Below are 15,915 nucleotides of genomic sequence, written 5' to 3'. Positions count from 1 at the left end.
CGCCGAGGCCGCGCCTGCGTCGGCCGGCAGCAACGCCTGCAACGCGGCCGGCAGGTCACGCAAGCCGGCCACGGCCGGGCCGGCGCCGGGCAGCAGGGTCAGGGCTTGCGGCTGGGGCAGCAGCGCGGCAGCGAAGGGCGGAAACGACATGCGCTCATCTTCTGGCCGCTCTGCTTGGGTCTATCTCAAGCGCATCTGAAGGTTGTCTCAAGAAGGGGGACACCGCAATGCCGGCGTCACACTTGCATGCACCGGGGTTGCCATGCAAACCGAATCCCCCGCCCAGCCCATCACCGCCAAAATCGCCACCCTGGGCGACTGGCGCGACGAGCTGATGGCGACGCGGCCCGCGCGCTGGTGGCCTGCCCCCCTAGCTCCACCGCCAGGGGTTGCGGACAAATGCATTCTTGGCAAAGTCCACCCGCCACTGCCACCATCCCACTTTCCATCCGGAGTTCCGCATGTCCGCAAATCCCCACGCCATCAACTGGTTCGAGATCCCGGTGACCGACTTCGACCGCGCCAAGGCCTTCTATGAGACGGTGCTCGGCCTGCGCATCGAAACCATGGAGATGGGCCCCATGAAGATGGGCATGCTGTCATCTGACCCCGACGTCGTCGGCGGCGCCATCGTGCAGGGCGAGGGCTGCACGCCGTCCCAGCAGGGCACCATCGTCTACCTCAACGGCGGCGACGACCTCGCCGACAAGCTCGCGCGGGTCGAGGGCGCCGGCGGCTCGGTCGCGGTGCCCAAGACCGACATCGGCAGCGGCTTCGGCTTCTTCGCGCACTTCATCGACAGCGAAGGCAACAAGCTGGGCTTTCACTCCATGCAGTGAGGCTGGCTGCGCAGGACCTTGTCCATCGCCTTGCCCTTGGCGATTTCATCGACCAACTTGTCGAGCCAGCGCAGCTTCTGCATCAGCGGGTCCTCGATGTCTTCCACGCGGATGCCGCAGACCACGCCCTTGATGAGCGCGGCGTTCGGATGCAGGGCCGGCGCCTCGGCGAAGAAGGTCTCGAAATCGACCTGCCGCTCGATCTGGCGCTGCAGGCTCGCGGCGTCGTAGCCGGTCAGCCAGCAAATGGCCTGGTCGACCTCGGCCTGGGTGCGGCCCTTGCGCTCGGCCTTTTGCACATACATCGGGTAGACCTTGGCGAAGGGCGTCGAGAAGATGCGGTGGGCTGTCATGGGGCAGGCTCCGGGCGGCGGGCGAGCGGCAAATGGTAAGTGGCAGGCGGTAAACGGCGGCGTCGATGCCGCCCGTCGAGGCGGATCGCGCAGAGGGCTTTGCAGAACGCGGTTGCTGACGGCGCAACCGCGCGCCATCTGCTGCGGCGCCGCCTCCCACTACGATGACACGGCGTCGACATCGGCGCAGCGCGTCGGCGGCGCTTGTCACCCAAGGAAGCCCCATGAGCAAAGAAGCATTCCTGAGTTCCGCGGCACCCGGCGGCATGCATCATCGGCTGGCGGCGATGGCCGGCGAGTGGGAGGGCCGGTTCCGGCTTTGGTTCGAGCCCGGCAAGCCGGCCGACGATTCGGTGCAGCGGGGGCGCATCCGCCTCATCGCCGGCGGCCGCTTCCTGCTGCACGAGTACGAAGGCCGCTGCAGCGGCGAGCCCTTCGAGGGCGTCGCGCTGTGGGCCTACCACCTTGACGACCAGGCCTTCGAATGCGCCTGGGGTGAGAGCTTTGGCACCGGCACGTCCATCATGTTCAGCACCGGCAAGGTGGAAGACGGCCGCTTCGGCGCGCTGGGCAGTTATGCCGATGGCGCCGGCGGCCCGCGCTGGGGCTGGCGCACCGAGCTGTCGCAGCCCGACGCCGAGCATCTGGACATCCGCATGTTCAACATCACGCCGGCCGGGGAGGAGGCTCTCGCCGTCGAGGTCAACTACCGTCGCGCTCCGCTGACGCTGTAAAGCCGGGCGCTATGCCAGCGGCCGGTAGGCCACCACGTCGATCTCGACCTTGGCAGGGATCATCAGTCGCGCCTCAACAGTGGAGCGCGCCGGTTTGCCGCCCGGGAAGTAGCCCATGTAGACGCGGTTGAAGGCGCCGAAGTCGCGCGCGTCTTCAAGCCAGACGGTGGTCTTGCAGACGTCGGCCAGCGTGGCGCCGGCCAGCGCCAGCGCCGCTTCGAGGTTGTCGAAGACCTGGCGCGTCTGCGCCTCGATGCCGCCGTCGACGATCTGGCCGCTGGCGTCCACCGGCACCTGGCCGGAGACGTAGACGAAGTCGCCCGCGCGCACGGCCGGGGACAGGGGGCGGGGCTGGCGGTCGCTGGCGGTGGGCTCGGCGCCGAGGAAGACGAGGGTGGATGCAGTCATGGCGCGGCAGTCTGTGGCGGGGCCGGGTCTTGCGCAAGCGCCGCCTTTAGACGCCCTTCAGACAGCGGCGCGATGATCGCCGCATGGACGACAACGACACCCCGCGCGCCGGCTGGCTTGGTCCGTGGCTGAAAGGCTTCCCGGCGCTGCAAGCGCCGCTGCCGCTGGCTGATGTCGCGCAGCGCGGCTGGCAGCTCGATGAGCTGCCGACGCCGCTGGCCGTCGTGCGGCAGGCGGCACTGACGCACAACATCGAATGGATGCAGCAGTTCGCCACCGAGCGTGGCGTGCAGCTGGCGCCGCATGGCAAGACGACGATGAGCCCGCAGCTGTTCCGCCGCCAGCTCGATGCCGGCGCCTGGGGCCTGACGTTTGCCAACGTGCACCAGCTGCGCCTGGGCCTGGCGGCGGGCGCACGGCGGGCGTTGATCGCCAACCAGCTCGTCACTGCCACCGACCTGGACGAACTGCTGGACCTGCGGCGCCGCCACCCCGGCGTGGAGCTGGCCTTCTTTGTCGACTCGCAGGCCCAGCTGGACCTCATCGCCTCGCACTGGGCGGCGCTGGGCGGCAGCGAGCCACGGCTCGACGTGTTGATCGAGCTGGGGGACAGGCGCTGTGGCCTGCGCGAACACGGCCCGGCCTTGGAACTGGCGCGTGCGCTGCAGACCCACCCGGCGTTGCGCCTGCGCGGCATCGGTTTCTACGAGGGCCTGCAAGTGGTGGGCGAGACCGGGCCCGACCGCGCGCTGATGCAGCAATGGCAGGCGCGCGTGGAGGCGCTGCTGGTCGATATCGAGGCCCAGGGGCTGATCGACCTACAGCCGCTGTGGCTCAGCGGCGGTGGCTCGGCGCTGTTCGACCTGGTGGCGCCGGTGCTGGCCGGGCGCCCCGGGCGCCTGGGCCTGCTGCGCTCCGGCTGCTACGTCTGCCACGACCACGCCCACTACGGCCGCTACATGCGGGCCATGGACGAACGCATGGGCACGCCACTGGGCGCGCCCAGCCTGCAGCCGGCGCTGGAGGTGTGGACGCAGGTGCTGTCTGCGCCTGAGCCGGGCCTGGCGCTGCTGAACGCGGGCCGGCGCGATGTGTCCTTCGACCAAGGCTGGCCGGTGCCCGTATGGCATCTGCGCGGCGGCGAGCGCGTGGCGCCCACCGGCTGGCAGGTGACGGGCCTGAACGACCAGCACGCCTACCTGCGCTGGGACCCGGCCGGGACCGACGGTCCGGCCGTCGGCGAGCGCGTCGCGCTGGGGCCGTCGCACCCCTGCACGACCTTCGACAAATGGGCCTGGATGGCGGTCGTCGATGAGCAGGACCGCGTGGTGGATGCGATCACGACGCAGTTCAGCTGATGTTGCTGCTGCAGGGCGCGCTGATCGTCGATGGCAGCGGCGCGCCGGGCTGGACGGGTGAGCTGCTGATCGATGGCGAGCGCATCGCCGGCATGGGCCCGGCCTTGCACGTCGATCCAGCCGTGCCGCGCCGCGACTGCCACGGCCTGGTGCTGGCGCCAGGATTCATCGACGCACACAGCCATGACGACGCGGCGCTGATCGCGGCGCCCGCCATGCGCCCGAAGCTGACCCAGGGCGTCACCACCGTCGTCACCGGCAACTGCGGCATCTCGCTGGCGCCGCTGGTGACGGCCGACCCGCCGCCGCCGATGAACCTGCTGGCCCGCGAGCAGTTCCGGCATGCGTCGTTCGCCGACTGGCGCGCGGCCGTCAACGCCGCCAGGCCCGCCGTCAACGCGGTCGGCTTGGTGGGCCACACGGCGCTGCGGCTGCGCTGCATGCGCGACCTGAGCCGCCCCGCCACCGCCGCCGAGCGCGACGCGATGTGCGCGTTGCTCGATGAGGCCATGAGCCAAGGCGCGGCGGGCCTGTCCTCCGGCACCTTCTACGCCCCCGCCGCGGCCGCCAACGCCACCGAGCTGCTGGCGCTGGCCCGCGTTGCCGCCCGCCACGGCGGCGTCTACGCGGTGCACCTGCGTGACGAGATGGCCGGCGTGCTGGCCGCCATCACCGAGGCCGCCGACTGTGCATACCGCGCCGGCCTGCCGCTGGTCATCTCCCACCACAAATGCGCCGGCCGCGCGCAGTGGGGGCGCAGCCTGCAGACGCTGGCGCTCATAGAGCGCTTGAGCGAGCGCCAGGCGCTGGGGCTGGACGTCTACCCCTACCTGGCCGGCTCCACCGTGCTGCGCGCGGACCTGGCCGATGGCCTCACGCCCATCCGCCTGACGTGGAGCGAGGCCCACCCCGGGCTGGCCGGCCGCTGGCTGGCCGACATTGCGCGCGACTGGGCGTGCAGCGAACCCGAGGCCGTCGCGCGGCTGCAGCCGGGCGGCGCCTGCTACTTCCAGATGTGTGACGACGACGTCGACCGCATCCTCACCCACCCGCTGGCGATGATCGGCTCCGACGGCCTGCCGCACGACCGCTTCCCCCACCCGCGCCTGTGGGGCGCCTTCCCGCGCGTCTGGGCCCACTACGGCCGCGAGCGCGGGCTGCTGACGCTGGCGCAGGCGGTGCACAAGATGACAGGGCTGACGGCGCAACGCTTTGGCCTCATGGACCGTGGCTTGCTGCGCGTGGGAGCGGCGGCGGATCTGGTGCTTTTCGACGCCGAGCGGCTGGCGGACCGTGCCGACTACGGCGAACCGACGACGCCGGCCGCCGGCGTCGCGGCCGTGTGGGTGAACGGCGGACTGGCGCTGGACGGCCACACGCCACGCGCGCGCGCCGGGCGGGTGCTTGCCAAACCGGTAGGCCGCCCGTCGCGCTCGCCGTGCCCAGACTCAAGCGCGCAGTAGCCCCTTGCGGCAACGGGCGGCGATGATGCGCGCCTGCGAACGTGGCCCTTCTCCACGGTTCAAGCGGCACGGGCTGGCTGCTCACGGCCGACCCTCCCGCGCCAAGTTCAACGCTTCCACCAGGACAACACCCATGACCTCGACGATGTACATGCAATCGGTTCCCGTCTTCAAGCAGATGCTCAGTGCCATGAAGGCCGTGCTGGCAAAGGCTGACAGCCATGCCACCGCTCACGCCATCGAGCCTGCGGCCTACCTGCAGGCGCGGCTCTTCCCCGACATGTTTCCCTTGCTGAAGCAGGTGCAGATCGCGGCGGACTTTGCGCGTGGCGTCAGTGCCCGTCTTGCGGGGGTGGCCGTTCCCGCCAATGACGCACAGGAGCAGACCTTCGCCGACCTGACCGCGATGCTGGAGGAAAGCCTGCTGTTCCTGGACAGCCTGCAGCCCGCACAGTTCGACGCCGCCGACGAGCGCGAGATCGTCTTGCGCCCTGGCACGCCCAAGGAAAGGAAGTTCAGCGGTCGAGCCTATCTGGCCCACTACGGACTGCCGCAGTTCTTCTTTCACGTCACCACCGTCTACGCCATCCTGCGCCACAACGGCATCCAGATCGGCAAGAAGGACTACATGGGCGCGTACTGAGCCCTCGACGCGGCCGTCGGGGTTGATGCGGTCCGACTGACCTGGCGCGCAGCCGGACACGCGCCGGCCGCGTGCGACGAAGCGGCGGGTGACGACATCGCCCCACCGGGGCGCCTGTCTGATGCCGATTGGCGCCGAGACTCCCTGCCGGGGGGCCGTGTCACCTTGCAGCCAGCCAGGCAAACCCGGCGGCAAGCGCCTCGGCCGGCGGGCGCGGCGCGTAGCCGAGTTCACGCGTGGCCTTGCCAATGTCGTACTCCTGACGCACGCCGTGAAAGAGCCGCACCTGGCTGCGCAACAACTCGGGGGCACGGCCGGTGAGGCGCGCCATGGCTTCCTGCAGCCACGCCATGGCCATCAGCAAGCTGCGCGGCGCCCTGGCCGGCGGCTTGCGGCCCGTACCCAGCGCCCGGAGCATGTCGGCCAGCGAGGCGCTGTGCCGGTTCGCCAGGATGTAACGCTCGCCCGGCCGCCCGCGCTCCGCCGCCCGGATCATGCCTTCGGCCACATCGCGCACGTCGACGAAGTTGAAATGGACATCGGGGTCCAGCGGCACTTTGCCGATGCGCACCGCCTCCAGGAACTGCATCGTGTCCGTCAGGCGGTGATTGTTGGGCCCGACCATGGCGCCGGGCAGCACGGCCACGAGCGGCAGGTTCAGGCGCCGCGCCGTCTCCCAGGCGGCCCGCTCCGACTCGATCTTGGAGCGGTAGTAGGGGTTGTCGGCCTCGTCGTTCCAGTGGCTCTCGTCGAGCGGCCTGCCGTCGTGACCGACCGCAGCGACCGAGCTGACATAGACGACCTTGCGCACGCCCGCCGCGGCGGCGGCCTGCAGAACGAGGCGGGTGCCATCGACGTTGGGCTGGATGATGTCGCGTTCCGGGTCGGGCGCCCAATGCCGGAAGACGGCGGCCACCTGGTAGAGCGTGTCGACGCCAACGAGTGCGCGTTGCAGCGAGGCGGCGTCGCGCAGCTCCAGCGGCACGCGCTCGCAGCTCAGTCCTTGGAAGGGGGCAGCGTCATCCATCCGGCGCACGCCCGCGCGCACGGTGTGGCCGCGGTCGAGCAGGGCACGCACGAGGGTGTTGCCCAGATGGCCATTGGCGCCGGTCACAAGGGAAATCGAGGTCGTCATCGCGACTGCTTTCTGTTCGAGGAAGGGGCCAGGCCACTGTAGGAAGGCCAGCCCGGCGCGGCACTGAACCGGCGCGCCACGCTGCGGCACTGCGGCGCCAGCGCGGCGGTCCGCTATAACTCAGCGCATGAGCGCACCTGCCAGCTACACCATGTCCGCGGCTTTCTTCGAGAACCTCGTGTGGGCAGCGGCGGAAGAGGGGCTGGACGTGGCGGACTGGCAGACCAATCTCGCCGGCCTGCACCGCAATGCCGACCGCCTGCCGCTCAGTGCCTTCACCGCGCTCTGGCAGGCGCTGCTGGCCCAAACGGCAGATCCGCTGATCGGGCTGAAGCTCGGCGCGCGCTTCCGGCTCGGGCGCTATGGGCTGGTGGAGTTTTTCTTGCTGAACGCTCGCACGGTGCAGCAGGCGCTGGAGCAGGCCACGACCTACTGGCGGCTCGTCATCGACGAAGACAAGGTGGTGCGCTTGGCAAGCCATGGCGACGCCCTGCGGCTGTTCATCGAGCCGCGGATTCGTCACCCGGCCGCGGCCTACGAGATGGACCTCTGCTACGTGTTGCGGATGATGTCGCTGCTGCTCGGGCGGCCCGTTCATGACATGGGCCTGTCGCTCGGCCTCGGCCATGCCCAGCCGGCCGGCACGACGCTGGGCGACTATCGATCGCGGCTCGGCTGCGAGGTCGTGTTCGATGAGCCCTGCTACTGGCTGGAACTGCCCGCCGCGCTGCTGCGGCAGGCGTTGCCGGGCAGCCACCCGCTGCTGGTCCAGACGCTGGCCACCCAGGCCGATCTGCAATTGAAGCTGCTGGACCGCGAGCCCGCCGTGGCAGCGCGGGTCTCCCACCTCATCGCACTCGGCGCCAACGAGGTGGAGACCGTGGCCGCCCAGCTCGGCCTCAGCGCTCGGAGCCTGCAGCGACGGCTGAAGGAGGAAGGCACCAACTTCGGTGTGCTGCGCGATTCGGCCCAGCGGCGGCGCGCCGAGCAGCTGCTCAGCGAGCCCCGGGTGGCATTGAAGGAAGTGGCCTTCTTCCTCGGCTATGAGGAACGCGGCCTGGCTGCGGCCTGCCAGCGCTGGTTTGGTGCGTCGCCGGGCGCTTTGCGGGCGCGCTTGATCGCTGGCTAGGCCGTGGGTTGCCGTCGCTCGCGCGCCAGGCGCCGGACGGCCGCTCCCGTGGTCGCCACGTCGCCGCCCCCTGCGCCTCTCAAGCCTCCGCCCCAGGAAAGCTGACCTTCACCGTCAATCCCCGCCCAGCCGGCCCGTCCAGCAGCTCCACCGTCGCGCCATGCTGCGCCGCCGCCCGCTCCACGATGGTCAGCCCCAGCCCGCTGCCGTGGCATTGCTGGTCGCCCGCCAGGCGCACGAAGCGCTCGAAGACGCGCTGGCGCAGCTCGGCCGGAATGCCCGGGCCGGCGTCGCTGACGGTCAGCTCGACGGTCTCGCCAGCTTCCCCCAGCGCCACCGTCACATGCCCGCCCAGCGGCGAGTACTTGATGGCGTTGTCGACGAGGTTGTCAACCAGGCTGCACAGCGACTCGCGGTTCAGCCACATGGGCAGCTCCTCGGGCGCCACCAGCTCCAGCTCGATGCGCCGCTGCATGGCCAGGCCGACGGCGAGTGCGACACGCTCGCGCACCAGGTCGACGAGGTCGTGGCGGCCCTTGCTGAGGTCCAGCGTGTCGGCCCCCGAGCGGGCCAGCGCCAGCAGCTGGTGCACCGTGTGCGTGGCGCGCTGCACGCCCAGGCGCAGGCGCTCCCTGGCCTCGTCGCGGGAGCGCGGGTCGGCCTGGTCCAGCTCCTCGGAGTTGAGCTGGATGACGGCCAGCGGCGTCTTCAGCTCGTGGGCCGCATCGGCCAGGAATTCATGCTCGCGGTCCAGCCGCTGCTGCAGCCGCGCCATCAGCGAGTTGACGGCGTTGACGAGCGGCGCCAGCTCCACATAGCGGGTGGCGGGCAGCGGTGTCAGGTCTTGCGCGGAGCGCTGCGAGATCTGCGCGCCGATGCGCTGCAGCGGTGCAAAGCCGCGGCGGAACAGCAGCCACAGCGGCAGCGCCAGCAGCGGCAGGCCGTAGAGCAGCGGGCGGGCGTAGTAGCTCAGGCCGGCGAGGCTGAAGTGCCAGTCGCCCGGGCGCTCCTGCCAGCGCCGCACGACCAGCTCGCGGGCATCGTCGCGCACCTCGGTGTAGAGCCAGCGGTCGTCCTGGCCCGGCACCGATTCCTGCGGCAGCGCGCGGTCGCGGCCGCTCAGGTCGGGGGTCAGCTCGGCCAGCAGCTCGTCGCGCCTGAGCACCTGCAGCAGCCGGAACGGCGTGCGGTGGCCCTTGAGGCGCCATTCGCGCGCGCGCATGCCCTCCAGGTGCAGCAGGGCCTCCTGCAGCTGCGCCGCATCGGCATGCGTGTCGCGCGAGCGCTCCAGCGCCAGCTCGGCCCACAGCATGTTCTCGGCCTGGCCATTCCTGACCTGCAGCACACGGATGTCGATGAGCTCGCGCGCGACCAGGAACAACCAGATCATGAAGAGCACGGCGAACATGGCGCCCAGGCTGCGCCGGAACAGTGAGCGCTGCGGGGTGCTGGCGTCGGCGGTCATGACGATGACGCTCGTGCATTGGACCGAGCGCCGGGCCGCCCCAAGCCGGCCCGTCTGGCGATGTGCGCGCGGCTCAATGCCGCAAGCATCGCCGTCCCCTCGGGGGCTGAGGCCGGACACGGCAAGTCCTGTGGACTTGTCGTGCCTGCCGAAGCTTTGCGGCCGCTGGCCGCAGAGCGGTCCCGGCCAAGGCACCCCTTGGACGAGGGGCTCATCACTCTCGCTCGACCAGGTAGCCCACGCCGCGCACCGTGCGGATATAGCCCTCGCCGATCTTGCGGCGCAGGTTGGAGATGTGCACGTCCAGGCTGCGGCCGTCCATCTGGCAGGGCGCGCGGTTCTCCAGCTGGCGGCGCGTGACGACGCGGTCGGGCAGTTTGATCAGCGTCAACAGGATGCTGAACTCGGTGCGCGACAGCGGCACGCGCTCCAGGCCGCGCCGCACCTCCATGCGCGGCTCGTCCAGCACCAGGTCGCGCAGCTGCCATTCGGCGGGCCCGGCCTCGGCGGCGTCGCCCTGGCTGCGCCGCACCACGGCGCGCAGCCGCGCCAGCAGCTCGGAGCCGGCAAAGGGCTTGACGAGGTAGTCGTCGGCGCCACCGTCCAGGCCGTCCAGCCGGTCCTCGATGGCGTCGCGCGCGGTGATGACGATCAGCGGCAGCTTGCGCTGCTGGCGGCGCAGCTGGCGCAGCAGCTCCATGCCGTCGCCGTCGGGCAGGCCCAGGTCCATGACGACGGCGTCGAAGCCGCCCTCGCCCACCCACAGCTTGGCGTCGGCGATGCGGCGCAGCCACATCACCTCGTGGTCGGCGTTCTGCAGCAGGGCCTGCAGCGAGCGCCCCAGTTCCAGATCGTCCTCGAGCAGGCAGATTCGCATGAGCCGCACTTTAGTGACAACCGCGTTAAGGCGGCCTTAACAAGTCGTTGAAGCAGCGTGTAGGCGGCCGGGCGGACAGTCGCTCCATTCTTGATGCACCTGCTGCCTGCGCATGACCTTCGTTCCCGCCCGACTCTGCCTGTCCTTGTCACTGCTGATGCCGCTGTCGGCGCTGTCCACCGCGGCGGCCGACGCGGCCTTCCTGCCCAGCCGCACCCAGTTCGACCAGCTGTTCCCGGAGCGCATCGCCTTCTACAGCTATGAGGGTTTTGTCGAGGCGGTGCGCCAGACGCCCGGCTTTGCCAGCTGGGGCAGCGACACGCAGCGCCGCCAGGAGATGGCGGCGTTTCTGGGCCAGATCGCGCACGAGAGCGACCAGCTGCGCGCCCAGCGCGAGTACAAGCGCGCCAACTGGGACCACTACTGCCGCGCCGACGCCCGCCTGGGCTGCGCGCCGGGCCAGCAGTACTACGGCCGCGGTCCCATCCAGCTGAGCTGGAACTACCAGTACAAGGCGGCGGGTGATTTCCTCGGCATCGACCTGTGGAGCGACCCCGACCGGGTCGCGCGGGACTCCACCGTCGCCTGGCGCACCGCGCTGTGGTACTGGATGACGCAGCCGGGCGAGTCCAGCCAGCCGGCCCATGCGGCGCTGCGCGGCGGTGCCGGCTTTGGCGCGACGACGCGCGCCATCAACGGCCCGCTGGAATGCGACAAGCCGACCGACCCCGACGCGCTGCGCAAGAACGCGCGCCGCAGCGACTTCTACAAACACGCCAGCGAGCTGTTCGGCGTCCCCCTCATGCACCCGCTGGGGTGCTGAAAACCCACCCGGAGAACGAGACCATGCCAGAGAAGAAGAGTATGCACAGACAGTCCGCCATCGCAGCCGCCGTGCTGCTGAGCCTGAGCCTGCCGGCATTCGCACAGCCGGCGCCCGCGCCGGCCAAGCCGACGGCCGACGAGCTGGAGCGCGTCGTCGTCACCGGCATCCGTGCCAGCCTGAAGAAGGCGCTGGACACCAAGCGCGAGGCCGACTCCATCATGGATGTCGTCACTGCCGAGGATGTGGGCAAGTTCCCCGCCACCAACGTGGCCGAGGCCATCACCGTCATCCCCGGCGTGACCATCGACAAGGCCTTCGGCCAGGGCGAGAAGGTCTCCATCCTGGGCACCGACCCGGCGCTCAACCGCACGCTGCTCAACGGCCAGGCCATCGCCTCGGGCGACTGGTTCATGGCCGAACAGCAGGGCCGCACCTTCAACTACTCGCTGCTGGCGCCGCAGCTGGTCAGCAAGGTCGAGGTCCACAAGTCGCCCGAAGCGCGGCTGGACGAAGGCTCCATCGGCGGCACGGTCAACATCGTCACCCGCAAGCCGCTGGACCTGAAGGGCCTGACGCTGACGGGCGCGGTCAACTACCTCTACAACGACCGCACGCGCAGCGGCAAGCCGACCCTGTCGGGCACGCTGGGCTGGAAGAACGACGCCAGCACCTTCGGCGTGCTGGTGTCGGCGCAGCGTGCTGAAGAGCAGATCCGCCGCGATGGCGTCGAGTCCTATGGCACGGTCTATGGCCGCGACTACATCAACGGCCGCGGCGGCTCGCCCAACTCCATCACCACCACCACGACCGACTGGTCGCAGAACCCGCCGGCCACCATGCCGCCGAGCTGCGTCGGCGCCTGCCGCACCACGCTGCTGGCCAACCCCAACGCCGTCACGACCAACTCGGTCAGCGCGCATTACTTCGACCAGGTCCGCGAGCGCGACACGCTGTCGCTGGCCGTGCAGTTCAAGCCGCACAAGAAGGCCGACATCGAGTTCAACGCCCTGGACGTCAAGGCCAAGTACGACAACATCACGCATTCCATGTTCGCCTTCAACGGCAACCCCTGGAACTCGCTGAACGCCATGACCGACCTGACCGTCGAGGGCGGCGTCATCACCAAGGCCTCGTTCCGCAACGCGCTGACGGTCTATGACCTGATCAACCGCCGCGCCACGGTCGACACCAACGCCTACGACCTCAAGGCCACCTGGAAGGACGACGGCTGGTTCGCGTCCGCCCATGCCGGCACCTCCAAGGCCAAGGGCGGCACCGACCGCCAGGTGTTCGGCGAGTTCCTGGGCAAGGCCCACTACAACTACGACCTGACCGGCTCGGTGCCCAAGCTGAACTTCACCGGCTATCAGACCGCGCCGATCAGCGACATCGCCACCCACATGGCGCCCGAGAAGGCCGGCAGCCCGTTCGCCGACGCCTCCGGCTTCCGCCTCGACGGCGGCGGCCCGGCCGGCGGCTGGCACACCAACCCGCCGAGCGCCACCAACTGGGGCGCCGGCTGGGGCGGCAACATCGTCGCCAAGCCGACGAGCGACGAGGAGAAGTACGCCCAGGCGGACTTCGGCGTGATGTTCGACTCGCCGCTCTACCAGCTGCGCTTCGGCGTCAAGCGCCGCGAGCATGTCACCGGTCAGCGGATGTCCGGCGTCTCGCTGGCCTCCATCAAGGGCTATGGCGACCTGAGCGCCACGCAGTTCAGCCCGACCGCGGTGCCCGGCAACTACCTCGACGGCTTCAGCGACGTCGGCGACCTGAGCAAGCGCTTCATGGTCGACGGCTGGGCACTGGCCGACTACATCAACAGCGGCAAGTGGCTGGCGCCCTGGCAGACCATGCCAGTGCCGAGCACGTTCAGCGACCCGTCCTATGCCTCCAACACCTGGACGGTCAAGGAGAACGTCAATGCCGCCTACCTGCAGGGCGATTTCGCCCACGAGCGCCTGCGCGGCAACGTCGGCGTGCGCGTGGTGCAGACCAAGTCCGACAGCATCGGCTGGGCCTGCACGGTCAATGTCAGCCCCTGCCCCGCCACGGCCTATGGCCAGACCACGGTGTCGAAGAAGTACACCAACGTGCTGCCCAACCTGAACGTGGTCTACGACCTGAACGACAAGGTTGTGCTGCGTGGTTCGGCGGCCAAGGTCATCGCCCGTCCGAACTACGGCGACATGTCGAGCTACCTGTGGATCGGCGACGCGACGCTGTCGGGCGGCGGCGGCAACCCCAACCTCAACCCCTACAAGTCCACCAACCTGGACGTGTCGGCGGAGTGGTACTTCTCCAGCAACTCCATCCTGGCGGGCACGATCTTCCACAAGAAGGTCGACGACTACATCCTGGTGACTACCGCTAAGGAGACGCACTACAACCAGAACCAGCAGCGCAACACCGAGTACGACATCTCGCGCCCCGCCAACGCCGGCAGCGCGACCATCCAGGGCTTCTCGCTGGCTTACCAGACGGCATTCAGCAACGGCCTGGGGGTGCTGGCCAATTACACCAACGCCAACGCCAAGGCCGAGGGCGTCTCGCGCCTGCCCTTCAACTCCAAGCACCAGGTGAGCCTGAGCCCGTTCTACGAGAACGACCGCTGGAGCGCGCGCACCACATACTCGTGGCGCTCGAAGTACTACACCCAGGCCGACCGCGGCAACTTCCTGGTCACCGACGGGCACGAGTCGCTGGACGCCAGCGTCAACTTCAAGATCACTTCACAGCTGACGCTCGGGTTGGACGCCATGAACCTGATGGACAGCGAGTACCGCTCCTACGCCGAGGTGCCGGGCGTGGCGAACACGGAGAAGCTGGTCCGTGGCGCATATCGGACCGGTCGCCGCTACATGGCCTCGCTGCGGCTGATCTATTGAGTCTTGCGGGCCGAGCGCCGGGCCGCTCCCAAGCCGGCCCGCCCTGGCGACTCTCGCGGCTCGATGCCGCGAGCGTCGTCGTCCCCCCGGGGGACCGACCAGGCTTGCCGGCGTTCAGCCAGCGCAAGACTGGGCGAGGGGCCCACAGTTTCCTCGTTGTGGCAGTTGCTTCTGCCGCACGTTGGGCGGCCCACCTGGGCCGCCCTTTTTTGCTGTTGAATCACCGCCCATGACAAACCCCTCGCCGACCCGCTGGCCGGGCATCGACCTGCTGCGCGGCCTCACGGTCGCCGTGATGATCCTCGTCAACCAATGGGCCGGCGTCGCCGGGCTGCCCGGCTGGATGAAGCACATGCCGGCCGATGCCGACGCGATGAGCTTCGTCGACATGGTGTTCCCGGCCTTCCTGTTCATCGTTGGCATGTCGCTGCCGTTCGCGCTGCAGGCGCGGCTGGACGCGGCCGGCCGTGTGGGCGCGCTCAGGCACGCGGCCGAGCGCTGTCTGGCGCTGCTGGTGACGGGGCTGTTCATGGTCAATGCCGAGATGGCGCCGGCGGGCTTCGACGCATCGGCCTGGTTGCTGGCGGCGTTCGTGGGCGTCTTCCTCGTCTGGGGCAGCATGGCCGGCGGGCCTTTGCTGGCCTGGCCCTGGCGAGCCGCGGGCGCCGGGCTGCTGATCACGCTGGCCGCCGTCTACCCGGGCGGCATCGGCCTGCACTGGTGGGGCATCCTCGGCCTGATCGGCTGGGCCTACGGCCTGGCGGCACTGCTCTTCATCGCCGCGCCGCCGCGGGCAAGGCTGGCGTTGGCGCTGGCCGCGCTGCCGGTCTGCGTCGCGTGGTTCGCCTGGCTGGCGCCCCAGGCGGGCGGCGGCGGCCACGCCACGCACACGCTGCTGGTGCTGGCCGGCATGGCGACGGCCCTGTTGCTGCACGGCCGCGACGCGCCGGCGCGCGCCACCCACTTCGCACTGCTGCTGGGCTTCTTGCTGCTGGCCGCGGGCTTGAGCCTGCGGCCGCACTGGCCACTGTCCAAGATCTATGCGACCCCGAGCTGGGGCCTGGCATGCGCTGGCGCAACGTTGCTGCTCTACCTTGCTCTGCGCCCGCTGGCCGCCGGCGCCGCCGGTCGCGTGGCCTTTGTGCTGCTGGGCGATGCGGCCCGCCATCCTCTGCTGGCCTACCTGATCCCCTTCGTCCTTGGCGCCCTGACGGCCCTCGTCTCCTGGCACTGGCCGGCAGAGCTCAGCAGCGGCTGGGCCGGCGTCGCGCGTGGCCTGGTCTATCTCGCCTGGGTGCTCCTGCTGCTCAAGCTCCTGCTGCGCGCCGGGCTGAGGTTGCGCCTGTGATGATGAAGCGCCGCCACCTCCTCGTACTCGCCGCCACACCGCTGATGCCCGCTCTTGCCGCGCCTGCTGCCCGCTTCCTGCACGTCGGCACCTATGCCCCGCTGGGCCTGGGGCTCTACAGCTACGCCATCGGCGCCGACGGCGCGTTGAAGCCGCTCGGCGTCACCCCCAATGCAGGCAGCCCGAGCTGGCTGGCCGGCGACAGCCAGCGCCTCTACGCCGCCGAGGAAGGCGCCGACCACATCGCCGTCTACACGCAGGACGCGGCCGGCGGCTTGAGCCTGCTGCAGCGCGCGCCCAGCGGCGGCCGCTCGCCCTGCCACCTGTCCTTGAGCGCCGGTCATGCCTGGGTCGCGCACTATGGCGATGCCCGCTTCGCCGCCCTGCCGCTGCGTGCCGACGGCCGCCTGGGCGCCGCCGAGAGCTGGCCCAGCTGCGCCGGCCCCGAT

The 15,915-nt window shown here is 70.0% G+C and carries 15 protein-coding genes; 10 read left to right on the top strand and 5 right to left on the bottom strand.

From position 1 onward, the window contains the following. Positions 1-461: 461 nt before the first annotated feature. Positions 462-839, top strand: coding sequence for a VOC family protein (locus ACT6S0_RS21180; protein ID WP_444765750.1), 378 nt, complete (start codon positions 462-464; stop codon positions 837-839). Here ACT6S0_RS21180 and ACT6S0_RS21175 read toward each other — a convergent pair. Then, entirely contained in the window at positions 824-1,192 is a 369-nt protein-coding gene (locus tag ACT6S0_RS21175) for a DUF2200 domain-containing protein (RefSeq protein WP_444765749.1), read from the bottom strand. The two genes, ACT6S0_RS21180 and ACT6S0_RS21175, sit on opposite strands and share 16 nt — an antisense overlap. Before the next feature lie 224 nt (positions 1,193-1,416). On the opposite strand from ACT6S0_RS21175, the gene ACT6S0_RS21170 reads away from it, so the two are divergent. Further along, positions 1,417-1,926: a DUF1579 domain-containing protein gene (locus ACT6S0_RS21170; RefSeq protein WP_444765748.1), complete on the top strand. Its 510-nt coding sequence runs from the start codon at positions 1,417-1,419 to the stop codon at positions 1,924-1,926. A 9-nt stretch (positions 1,927-1,935) separates the two neighbouring features. Here ACT6S0_RS21170 and ACT6S0_RS21165 read toward each other — a convergent pair whose 3' ends face one another. Continuing rightward, positions 1,936-2,334: a RidA family protein gene (locus ACT6S0_RS21165; protein WP_444765747.1), complete on the bottom strand. Its 399-nt coding sequence runs from the start codon at positions 2,332-2,334 to the stop codon at positions 1,936-1,938. 83 nt (positions 2,335-2,417) lie between these two features. On the opposite strand from ACT6S0_RS21165, the gene ACT6S0_RS21160 reads away from it, so the two are divergent. The 3 genes from ACT6S0_RS21160 (at position 2,418) to ACT6S0_RS21150 (ending at position 5,798) form a co-directional block, all read left to right on the top strand. Then, positions 2,418-3,692: an alanine racemase gene (locus ACT6S0_RS21160; protein WP_444765746.1), complete on the top strand. Its 1,275-nt coding sequence runs from the start codon at positions 2,418-2,420 to the stop codon at positions 3,690-3,692. Further along, positions 3,692-5,155, top strand: coding sequence for an N-acyl-D-amino-acid deacylase family protein (locus ACT6S0_RS21155; RefSeq protein ID WP_444765745.1), 1,464 nt, complete (start codon positions 3,692-3,694; stop codon positions 5,153-5,155). The genes ACT6S0_RS21160 and ACT6S0_RS21155 overlap by 1 nt, the downstream gene beginning before the upstream one ends. Before the next feature lie 133 nt (positions 5,156-5,288). Then, positions 5,289-5,798 carry a DUF1993 domain-containing protein gene (locus tag ACT6S0_RS21150; protein WP_444765744.1) on the top strand — a complete coding sequence of 170 codons (510 nt, stop codon included), beginning with the start codon at positions 5,289-5,291 and terminating at the stop codon, positions 5,796-5,798. A gap of 160 nt (positions 5,799-5,958) precedes the next feature. On the opposite strand, the gene ACT6S0_RS21145 is transcribed toward ACT6S0_RS21150, so the two are convergent. Further along, on the bottom strand, positions 5,959-6,933 hold the full coding sequence (locus ACT6S0_RS21145; RefSeq protein WP_444765743.1) for an NAD-dependent epimerase/dehydratase family protein: 975 nt from the start codon (positions 6,931-6,933) through the stop codon (positions 5,959-5,961). Positions 6,934-7,060: 127 nt separating this feature from the next. Between ACT6S0_RS21145 and ACT6S0_RS21140 the strand changes: the two genes are divergently transcribed. Beyond that, the gene (locus ACT6S0_RS21140) at positions 7,061-8,062 is read left to right on the top strand and encodes an AraC family transcriptional regulator ligand-binding domain-containing protein (RefSeq protein ID WP_444765742.1); all 1,002 of its coding nucleotides are present in this window, start codon (positions 7,061-7,063) and stop codon (positions 8,060-8,062) included. Between the two features lie 79 nt (positions 8,063-8,141). On the opposite strand, the gene ACT6S0_RS21135 is transcribed toward ACT6S0_RS21140, so the two are convergent. Together ACT6S0_RS21135 and ACT6S0_RS21130 are read right to left on the bottom strand one after the other, a co-directional pair. Beyond that, entirely contained in the window at positions 8,142-9,527 is a 1,386-nt protein-coding gene (locus ACT6S0_RS21135; protein ID WP_444765741.1) for a sensor histidine kinase, read from the bottom strand. Between the two features lie 214 nt (positions 9,528-9,741). Then, positions 9,742-10,404 carry a response regulator transcription factor gene (locus tag ACT6S0_RS21130; RefSeq protein WP_444765740.1) on the bottom strand — a complete coding sequence of 221 codons (663 nt, stop codon included), beginning with the start codon at positions 10,402-10,404 and terminating at the stop codon, positions 9,742-9,744. Between the two features lie 112 nt (positions 10,405-10,516). On the opposite strand from ACT6S0_RS21130, the gene ACT6S0_RS21125 reads away from it, so the two are divergent. The 4 genes from ACT6S0_RS21125 to ACT6S0_RS21110 form a co-directional block, all read left to right on the top strand. Beyond that, positions 10,517-11,227 carry a chitinase gene (locus ACT6S0_RS21125; RefSeq protein WP_444765739.1) on the top strand — a complete coding sequence of 237 codons (711 nt, stop codon included), beginning with the start codon at positions 10,517-10,519 and terminating at the stop codon, positions 11,225-11,227. Between the two features lie 41 nt (positions 11,228-11,268). Further along, on the top strand, positions 11,269-14,118 hold the full coding sequence (locus ACT6S0_RS21120; protein WP_444765738.1) for a TonB-dependent receptor: 2,850 nt from the start codon (positions 11,269-11,271) through the stop codon (positions 14,116-14,118). A gap of 229 nt (positions 14,119-14,347) precedes the next feature. Further along, positions 14,348-15,466 (top strand): DUF5009 domain-containing protein, encoded by a 1,119-nt coding sequence (locus ACT6S0_RS21115; protein ID WP_444765737.1) that lies wholly within the window; start codon positions 14,348-14,350, stop codon positions 15,464-15,466. After that, the coding region (locus ACT6S0_RS21110) for a lactonase family protein (protein ID WP_444765736.1) at positions 15,466-15,915 on the top strand (450 nt) is incomplete at its 3' end. The genes ACT6S0_RS21115 and ACT6S0_RS21110, both read left to right, overlap by 1 nt.

The sequence above is a fragment of the Roseateles sp. genome, from assembly GCF_052436255.1.
Classification (GTDB): Bacteria; Pseudomonadota; Gammaproteobacteria; order Burkholderiales; family Burkholderiaceae_C; genus Pelomonas.
The sequence above is the reverse complement of the archived record's forward strand: the minus strand, read 5'-3'. Positions and strand labels throughout refer to the sequence as shown.

Coding starts and splice junctions, on each gene's coding strand:
- ACT6S0_RS21180 (WP_444765750.1), top strand. CDS start 462: ATGTCCGCAAATCCCCACGCCATCAACTGGTTCGAGATCCCGGTGACC.
- ACT6S0_RS21175 (WP_444765749.1), bottom strand. CDS start 1,192: ATGACAGCCCACCGCATCTTCTCGACGCCCTTCGCCAAGGTCTACCCG.
- ACT6S0_RS21170 (WP_444765748.1), top strand. CDS start 1,417: ATGAGCAAAGAAGCATTCCTGAGTTCCGCGGCACCCGGCGGCATGCAT.
- ACT6S0_RS21165 (WP_444765747.1), bottom strand. CDS start 2,334: ATGACTGCATCCACCCTCGTCTTCCTCGGCGCCGAGCCCACCGCCAGC.
- ACT6S0_RS21160 (WP_444765746.1), top strand. CDS start 2,418: ATGGACGACAACGACACCCCGCGCGCCGGCTGGCTTGGTCCGTGGCTG.
- ACT6S0_RS21155 (WP_444765745.1), top strand. CDS start 3,692: ATGTTGCTGCTGCAGGGCGCGCTGATCGTCGATGGCAGCGGCGCGCCG.
- ACT6S0_RS21150 (WP_444765744.1), top strand. CDS start 5,289: ATGACCTCGACGATGTACATGCAATCGGTTCCCGTCTTCAAGCAGATG.
- ACT6S0_RS21145 (WP_444765743.1), bottom strand. CDS start 6,933: ATGACGACCTCGATTTCCCTTGTGACCGGCGCCAATGGCCATCTGGGC.
- ACT6S0_RS21140 (WP_444765742.1), top strand. CDS start 7,061: ATGAGCGCACCTGCCAGCTACACCATGTCCGCGGCTTTCTTCGAGAAC.
- ACT6S0_RS21135 (WP_444765741.1), bottom strand. CDS start 9,527: ATGACCGCCGACGCCAGCACCCCGCAGCGCTCACTGTTCCGGCGCAGC.
- ACT6S0_RS21130 (WP_444765740.1), bottom strand. CDS start 10,404: ATGCGAATCTGCCTGCTCGAGGACGATCTGGAACTGGGGCGCTCGCTG.
- ACT6S0_RS21125 (WP_444765739.1), top strand. CDS start 10,517: ATGACCTTCGTTCCCGCCCGACTCTGCCTGTCCTTGTCACTGCTGATG.
- ACT6S0_RS21120 (WP_444765738.1), top strand. CDS start 11,269: ATGCACAGACAGTCCGCCATCGCAGCCGCCGTGCTGCTGAGCCTGAGC.
- ACT6S0_RS21115 (WP_444765737.1), top strand. CDS start 14,348: ATGACAAACCCCTCGCCGACCCGCTGGCCGGGCATCGACCTGCTGCGC.